General features: G+C 64.3%; 6 protein-coding genes. 4 read left to right on the forward strand and 2 right to left on the reverse strand.

Annotated elements, in window-relative coordinates; translation table 11 throughout:
- Positions 1–14 precede the first annotated feature (14 nt).
- Positions 15–2,012: a hypothetical protein gene (locus GC148_RS15630; RefSeq protein WP_291072247.1), complete on the reverse strand. Its 1,998-nt coding sequence runs from the start codon at positions 2,010–2,012 to the stop codon at positions 15–17.
- A 162-nt stretch (positions 2,013–2,174) separates the two neighbouring features.
- Positions 2,175–2,915, reverse strand: coding sequence for an arylesterase (locus GC148_RS15635; protein WP_291072249.1), 741 nt, complete (start codon positions 2,913–2,915; stop codon positions 2,175–2,177).
- 66 nt (positions 2,916–2,981) lie between these two features.
- On the opposite strand from GC148_RS15635, the gene GC148_RS15640 reads away from it, so the two are divergent.
- The 4 genes from GC148_RS15640 (at position 2,982) to GC148_RS15655 (ending at position 7,148) form a co-directional block, all read left to right on the forward strand.
- Positions 2,982–3,647, forward strand: coding sequence for an ABC transporter ATP-binding protein (locus tag GC148_RS15640; RefSeq protein ID WP_291072250.1), 666 nt, complete (start codon positions 2,982–2,984; stop codon positions 3,645–3,647).
- Positions 3,644–6,175 (forward strand): FtsX-like permease family protein, encoded by a 2,532-nt coding sequence (locus GC148_RS15645; RefSeq protein WP_291072252.1) that lies wholly within the window; start codon positions 3,644–3,646, stop codon positions 6,173–6,175. The genes GC148_RS15640 and GC148_RS15645 overlap by 4 nt, the downstream gene beginning before the upstream one ends.
- A gap of 168 nt (positions 6,176–6,343) precedes the next feature.
- A complete protein-coding gene (locus GC148_RS15650) occupies positions 6,344–6,847 on the forward strand; it encodes a hypothetical protein (protein WP_291072253.1) in 504 nt (167 codons plus the stop codon).
- A gap of 100 nt (positions 6,848–6,947) precedes the next feature.
- Entirely contained in the window at positions 6,948–7,148 is a 201-nt protein-coding gene (locus GC148_RS15655; protein ID WP_291072255.1) for a hypothetical protein, read from the forward strand.
- Positions 7,149–7,265: the final 117 nt, after the last annotated feature.

A 7,265-nucleotide genomic window follows, 5' to 3' on the forward strand; every position in this document is an offset into this window, starting at 1 on the left:
CGAATTTTCCTTCCTTACACTGATTGTTGATCGCCGGCCGTCGCCAGCAAAGCGAGAATGCCTTGGGAATCCCGGCGCCATTGGCGCCAGCGGCGCAGCAGCAGGGCAGATACGAGCCACCCGAAGAAGTTCTGACGCATGGAGAACCCCAGATGCGTGATGAAGACTTTCAGGACGGGCTCCGCCTTGCCGGCGTTAGGCGATTCTGGCGCAACCTGAGCCCAGCAGCCTCTGAAGATGTCATACAACGTGTCCGTATCTGTGGCATTATCGACCACCAGAACCGCCCGCTTGATCTCAACCGTGTCCAGCACCCGGCCGATCTCATAGGCGCAGCCAAGGTTCTTCGGGTCGAAGCCGCGGAAGTCCAGCATCACCACTTCTGCATCCTGCATCATCTGGTGGACGGCAGGACGCCACATGTCGTCATGGCAGAAAAAGGCGCGGCGCGGATAATAGCCGCTGGGATGCACTTTCGGCCCCATGATCGCATTGATCCGCGCGAGCAGCTTGCCGAGATCGGTCATGAAATTTCGCTGCACCGACAGGAAGACTGGAATGATCACGAACGGCATGAGGATCAGGAAGGCTGCAATTGTCAGCAGGAATTCGATCTGGATGGGCGACAGACCGATTGGCAGGATTTGCAGGATGAAGGGCTGTTTCGCGGCGAGGATGGCCAGACCCGAGGCCAGTGAGACCAGCGTGAACTTCACTATATCGCCGCGCATGCCGGAGAACTGGTAGCGGACGAAGGACGGATCGGCGATCGTCGCGCTGGCGCCGACGAAGGACCAGGCCTTCGCGATGGTGCTGAAGGTCTCGTTCGCATTTCGGTCCATGCCAAAGACGCGCAGAACCAGAAGATCCTGTTTGCCAGCCGTTCTGCTCCGCATACGGTTGAGTGCGACCAGTATGCATATTGCAATCACGAACCCGGCCCAGACAGCGAACCCTCGCACGCAGCCGGCCGCGTCGATGAAGCCGAAATGATAGAGCGACAGGATTGGCGCGAGCATCAACGCAATCGTGATGAGGGCGCCCCAGAGCCCGAGCGGCCTTCCGATCACAGCAAGGAGAATCCAGATCAATGTGCCCAGCATGAGTTGGGCAACCGGCACCATGCCGGGTCCCGCAACCATAAGCGTGGCGGCTGGCAGGAGGATCAGCAGAAAGAGGAGCCACCAGCGAGTGAACGCATTGTTCCGGCGCAGACGCTTGAACCGGGCGCGGGACTCTTCATAGCGCGCCACTTCGTCCAGATGGCTCAATTCATGAAAGGTCAACGCGCCTTGGGCGGAACTCGCTCCGCCGGACGAAGGCGGCGCGCTCAGCGTTTCAGTTTCGGCGCCGTGGGCCGATGGGCGCATCATGAAGCGCAGCACGAAGAAAATGGTGATGCCCTGAACCGCGAACAGGGCGAGGAAAGGAAACAATGTGCGCGCCGCAAATTGCAGCGCGAAATCCAGCACTGATGCGCCATCAAGGGCCGACGCTGCGCCGAACAGGCTGCCGCCCATCAGATCGGGTATCGGCTCCTCGTCTTCCCAGCCCTGCGTGCCCCAATCCTGGAACTCGTCCTCATAGGGCTGATGGAACCAGGTGATGCGGAACACGCCTTCAGCGTCCGGCGGCGCGGTCACGTCGATCGACCAGGCTTCCTGCCCGTTGGAATACAATCCGATCTGGTCCGAGCCTTCATTCTGCGTTTCGGTATCGACCGCCGACCCATCTGGTCCGGAAATTACGACGTGGAGACCGACGGTGCGCGCATCGAACTGGATGGTGAAATACCCGGCCGGCACGTCCAGAGCGAAGCTTTCCGAGGTGCCCGGCGGCAGACGGACATACTGGTCTTCGCGCGCCGGTTCGAGGAATTCCTCCGAGGTGACGGCCGGCAGCGGCGTGCCTTGCCCTGTGGCAGCGCCGGAGGCGAACAAACCACCGATGATTGCAATTGCGATCAGGGTCCGGTTCAGGACTTTCAGGCTGCGTACAACCGCTCCGAACATGGACCCCACCCCCGTTTTGTCTCACCCTTCCTTCTGCGAGGAAGCTTGACCGACAACCCAACACAGTTGGGCGGATATGTCACCCTGAATGTCACAAAGCGGCTGCAATTACGTTTGCAACGGCTTGAATTCATTCAAAGCGTCCGGCGCGTTGCTCCAGCGTCATTCCGTGTGCGGAGCGGATGCCTTGAGACGGGGCGCAAGGAACTCCGCCAGCGGTTTCGCGATCAGGACCACGCCTTCAGCCGTCGGATGCAGGCCATCGGCCTGAAGCAGCGTGGGATCGGCGGAAATATCCCCCAGCAGCGAGGGATAGTATGGCACACCGAATTCACGGGCGAGGTCCGGATAGATGGCGGCGTAGGCGGCTTCGCGACTGCCGGGCTGGATGTCGCCGCGCGGCGCAAGGCCGACGAGTACGGCCGGCATGCCGGCCTCTTTCGCCCGGGTGAGGATCGCCGCAAGATTCGCGCGGGCCACGTCCGGCGGCACACCCATCAGGTAGTCATTCGCGCCGAGCGCGATGACCACGAGGTCCGGTTTGGCTTCGGCCACGCTCCAGTCAAACCGGGCAAGACCGTTGGCGGTTGTGTCGCCGGAAACGCCGGCATTGATTGCAACCGCGTCCAGGCCGTTGGCTTTCCAGACCGCTTCGACCTGCTGGGGCAGAGCCTGCTGCGGCTCAAGGCCATAGCCGGCCGTGAGACTGTCGCCCAGGAAGACGACGACTGTTGCTGCGCGGGGAGCTTCGACCTCGGGGGTGGCGACGGACGGCAGCGTCTCTGGCGCGGCAGCGGGCGCGGCCGGCCTTCCGCAGGCCGCGACGAGCGCAGCAAGCCCTAGCGTGCCGATCACAAGACTGTGCTTGACGGCTTGTAGAATACCGGAGGCAAACAAGTTCATACTTATCGATAGACAGCGAGGCCGCTACTGACAATGTGCGCCGGCATCAAGAGGAAGTGAGCCTGAATGACTGAAGCGTTGCGAATGACCGGCGTGTGGCTGACCTTTCCGGCGGCGAGCGGGCCGCTCGATATCCTCAAAGGACTGGATTTCAGCGCTGAGGAAGGCGAGAGCGTCGCCATCGTCGGGCCGTCGGGGTCCGGCAAGTCATCGCTGATCGCCGTAGCGGCCGGCCTCGAGCGCGCGAGCCGGGGTGAAGTCACTCTGCTGGGCGAGCGGATCGAGGCCTATGGCGAGGACCAGCTCGCGCGGCTGCGGCGCGGGCGCGTCAGCATGGTGTTCCAGTCCTTCCACCTCCTTGAAACGATGACGGCGTTCGACAACGTGCGCGCGCCGCTGGAGATTGCGCGGCTGGACCGGGTGAATGAACGCGCCAACGAAGCACTGGACGCGGTGGGCCTGTCGGCGCGGCGGATGCACTATCCGGGGCAACTGTCCGGCGGAGAGCGCCAGCGTGTGGCTGTGGCCCGCGCGTTGGCCTGCGACCCGGCGCTGGTGTTCGCGGACGAGCCGACCGGCAATCTCGATGCCGAGAGCGGACGGGTGGTGGCGGACCTCCTCTTCTCCATCGCCAGAGCGCGCAAGGCGACGCTGGTGATCGTGACACATGACGCCGAGCTGGCAGCGCGGGCGGACCGGACCGTGTCGATGCGCGACGGGCATTTCGTATGAACAGCGTTTCAGCGAAACTGGCCTGGAGCGAGCTTTCGGGCGGCATTCGGGGCTTCTGGATCTATCTCGCCTGCCTGGCGCTGGGCACGGCGGCGATTGCGGCGGCGGGATCGGTCACACAGACCTTTTCGCGCGGCGTGGCCGGCGAGGCACGCAACCTTCTGGGCGCGGACGCACAGTTCACCACGGCGCAGCGCCAGCCGAACGATGCCGAGCGCGCCTTTGCCGAGAGCCTCGGTACAGTGTCGGAAAGCGTGTCGCTGGATGTGATGGGCACTGCGGGAAAGGCCCGAGCGCAGGTGGACATTCGCGCCGTGGACGGACGGTATCCGCTGCTCGGGACCGCGACGCTCAGCGGCGGCGAGACCGATCTGCAAGCCGCGCTGGCCAAGCGGGGCGAGCGATGGGGCGCCGTGGTCAGTGCGTCTTTCCTCGAGCGTCTGGATGCCAAAGTCGGCGACGCGGTGGAACTCGGGCCGGTCGACGCGGTCATTGCGGCGCAGCTTGATGCAGTGCCGGACCGGATCGGCACCGCGGGCGGGTTCGGGCCGGAAGCGATGGTGTCGCTGGAGGCGATGGAAGAGGCCGGGCGACTGACGGCCGGGCAATTGTTCCGCGCCAGCCTGCGTGTGCTGTTCAAGCCGGGCCAGACCTTCGAGGCCGCCAATGCACGTTTCGAAGAGGACTTTCCGGACGACGGCGCGCAGTTGCGGGGACCGGAAGATGCCATCGACGGCCTTCAGAACCTGCTGAAGACGCTGAACAGTTTTCTCGCAGTGATCGGGATTGCGGCGCTGGTGGCGGGCGGCGTGGGCGTGGCGCAGGCGACGTCGTCGTTCCTGGAGTTGCGCCAGCAATCCATCGCCGTGCTGAAAGTGTTCGGCGCGGATGCGGGCACCATCCGGGCAGCCTATTTGATGCAGCTCGGCGCTTTGGCGCTGATCGGCACACTTGCCGGCACGGCGCTCGGGGCAGCGGCGCCTTTCTTGCTGACGATATTCGCGGGCGGATCAATTCCGCTGCCCCAGGCGCTGGGCCTTTATCCAGCGGAACTCCTGAAGGCGCTCGGGCTGGGCCTGCTGGCGGCAGCGGTGTTTGCCCTGCCCGCCATAGGCAAGGCGCGGGCGACGCGGCCCGCCTCCCTGTTCCGCCGGATCGGGGATGCGGGGCCGGCCGCGCCGGCGTGGCTTGAGCGGGTCTGGGCGGTTGGCGCCGCCCTGACCTTGACCGCGCTCGCCGTGCTTACAAGCTTCCGGCCGATGCTGACGGCGATGATCCTTGCCGGCGCCGTCGTGACGGCGGGCATATTCGTTCTGGCGGCGCTAGCGGTGAAGCGATTGGCGCGAGCCTTCGCGGGCGGCGCGCGCGGGTTCTGGCGGCTGGCACTCGCGAACCTCGGCGGGCCGGGGTCACTGGCGCCAACGATCGTGCCGGCGCTGGGCCTCGGACTGGCGCTGCTGGTACTGGTCGTCTCGGTACAGTCAAACCTGATCCGGCAAATCACGGCGACGGCTCCGGCGAATGCGCCCTCGCTCGTTTTCTCGCAGATCCCGTTCGAGAAGGTCAGCCTGTTCGGCGATGTGATGAAGGCGAATGGTATCGATACGGACGATCCGAATGCGTTCCGGAAAGCGCCGTTCCTGCTGGCGCGGGTGACGGCGCTCAAGGGCAAGCCGCTGGTCGAGGAAGACGTGGCGGAGTCCGAACGCTGGGTGGTGCGCGGCGAGACGAGCCTCACTTATCTGGCGGAGAAGCCACTCGAGACGGAGCTGGTCGCCGGAGATTGGTGGCCGGAAGATTATACCGGCCCACTTCTGGTGTCTGTGGAAGTGGACGCGGCGAAGGGCCTTGGCATCGGCGTTGGCGACACAATCGGATTCCGCATTTTCGGGCGCGACGTGACGGCGACCGTCGCCTCGCTGCGCAAGGTGGATTGGGGCACGTTCGGCATCGGATCGAACACCGCCTTCATCCTTTCGCCCGGCACGCTGGAAGCGGCGCGGCCGGCCTTTGTGGCGATTGCACGCGCAGCGCCCGAACAGGAGGCGGCCATCATGACGGCGCTCGGCAAGGACCTGCGCGAAGTCGTGGTGTTCCAGACGCGCGCGGCGCTGGCGACGGCGGCGCGCGTGTTCGGGCAGATCGCGGTGGCGGTGAATGCGGCCGCCGGCATCGTGACGCTGGCCGGACTTCTCGTGCTGGTCGGCACGTTTGCCTCGCTGGCGCGCAAGCGGCGCAGCGAAGCGGCTTTGCTGAAAGTGTTCGGCGCGGCGCGCGGCGAAATCCTGCGTCTGTATGCCGGGGAGTTCGCCCTTGCGGCAGGCGTCGCCGCCGTGATCGGCACGGTGATCGGGATCGGGGCGGCCTACCCGATCGTGAAGTTCGTGTTCGAAGCGCAATGGTCCCTGCCCTGGCAGCCAGCGCTGATGGTAATCGCGGCCGCCGTCATTGCATCCGCCGTGGGCGGCGCAATCGTGGGGATAGCCACACTGTCGCGAACTCCGGCGGATGTCCTGCGGACTCCTTAAGGCGTCTGGCTTGGTAAGCCCGAGCCTTTATCGGGCCCCTGAAGTTGCCGCCAATGCTCGCAGCCGTCTGGAGTAAAAAGCCAAGCGTGGATGAAAATTCACAGACAGGCCGAAGAATAAACTGAAGTCTCCGCGCGTTGTCGGACCAACAACACAGAGGAGACTCAAATGAAGCGCTCAGTCATTCTTGGATGCGTCTCGGCGACATCCCTGCTGCTCATGGCCTTTGCCATGGCCGGCACGGCCCAGGCCCAGACGGTACCGGGCAGCGGCGTGTCGTCGGACGATATCGGCGCAGACGGCCTGAAACGGCGCGGCGATGGCAGCATCGATGATGATGACAATGGCAGCGACGTGGACGACGACATCGGCGATGACGGCCTGAAGCGCCGCGGCGACGGCAGCATCGACGACAACAGCGCGGACGATGACCGTGACGACCGCAGCAGCGGCGGTGGCCGCGGCGGGCATGACGATGACGGCGCAGACGATCGCAGCGACGACCGCAGCTCCGAGGCCCGCACGGAAACCCGCTCTCGCGACGACAGCGGCGAACACCGTGAACGCACGCGTGACCGGGACCGGGATCGTGATCGCGACCGGGATCGGGACAGAGACCGGGATCGCGACCGCGATCACGACAGGGGCCGCGACCGGGACCGCGATCACTGAGACTCGAATTGACGGCGCCGGCTCAGGTTACTGGTGAGGTGAATCCAGTTTCCGGGCCGGCGACCGCATGCCAATAAACAGGCCACATGGAGGGGACCCTATGCGCAACAACTCAAACAAATACTTCGCACCTGTCGTTTTTGCTGCAGTAACCGCAGCTTTTGCTGCACCTGCGGCCGCTGAAACCAGTGTCCAGTTCGGAACCGGCTTCGAATATTCATCGGGCAATTACGGAAATCCGGACGACACGACCATCTACGAGATCCCGTTCACGGTTCTGTTGATTTCTGCTGAGAACTGACCCGGGGTTTCCATCGAGAACTGACCCGCCTTTAGACTATCTTTCGAGTTTCATTTGCGGGTCAAGACGATGCCTTCTCCTTTTTCGATTTCGGCTTCTGCGCCGAGCTATTCTTGA

This window comes from Hyphomonas sp., assembly GCF_016125515.1.
GTDB lineage: Bacteria > Pseudomonadota > Alphaproteobacteria > Caulobacterales > Hyphomonadaceae > Hyphomonas.

What these genes read in the sequence shown, in the direction of transcription:
- GC148_RS15630 (WP_291072247.1), bottom strand. Translation starts at nt 2,012, where the DNA reads ATGTTCGGAGCGGTTGTACGCAGCCTGAAAGTCCTGAACCGGACCCTG.
- GC148_RS15635 (WP_291072249.1), bottom strand. Translation starts at nt 2,915, where the DNA reads ATGAACTTGTTTGCCTCCGGTATTCTACAAGCCGTCAAGCACAGTCTT.
- GC148_RS15640 (WP_291072250.1), top strand. Translation starts at nt 2,982, where the DNA reads ATGACTGAAGCGTTGCGAATGACCGGCGTGTGGCTGACCTTTCCGGCG.
- GC148_RS15645 (WP_291072252.1), top strand. Translation starts at nt 3,644, where the DNA reads ATGAACAGCGTTTCAGCGAAACTGGCCTGGAGCGAGCTTTCGGGCGGC.
- GC148_RS15650 (WP_291072253.1), top strand. Translation starts at nt 6,344, where the DNA reads ATGAAGCGCTCAGTCATTCTTGGATGCGTCTCGGCGACATCCCTGCTG.
- GC148_RS15655 (WP_291072255.1), top strand. Translation starts at nt 6,948, where the DNA reads ATGCGCAACAACTCAAACAAATACTTCGCACCTGTCGTTTTTGCTGCA.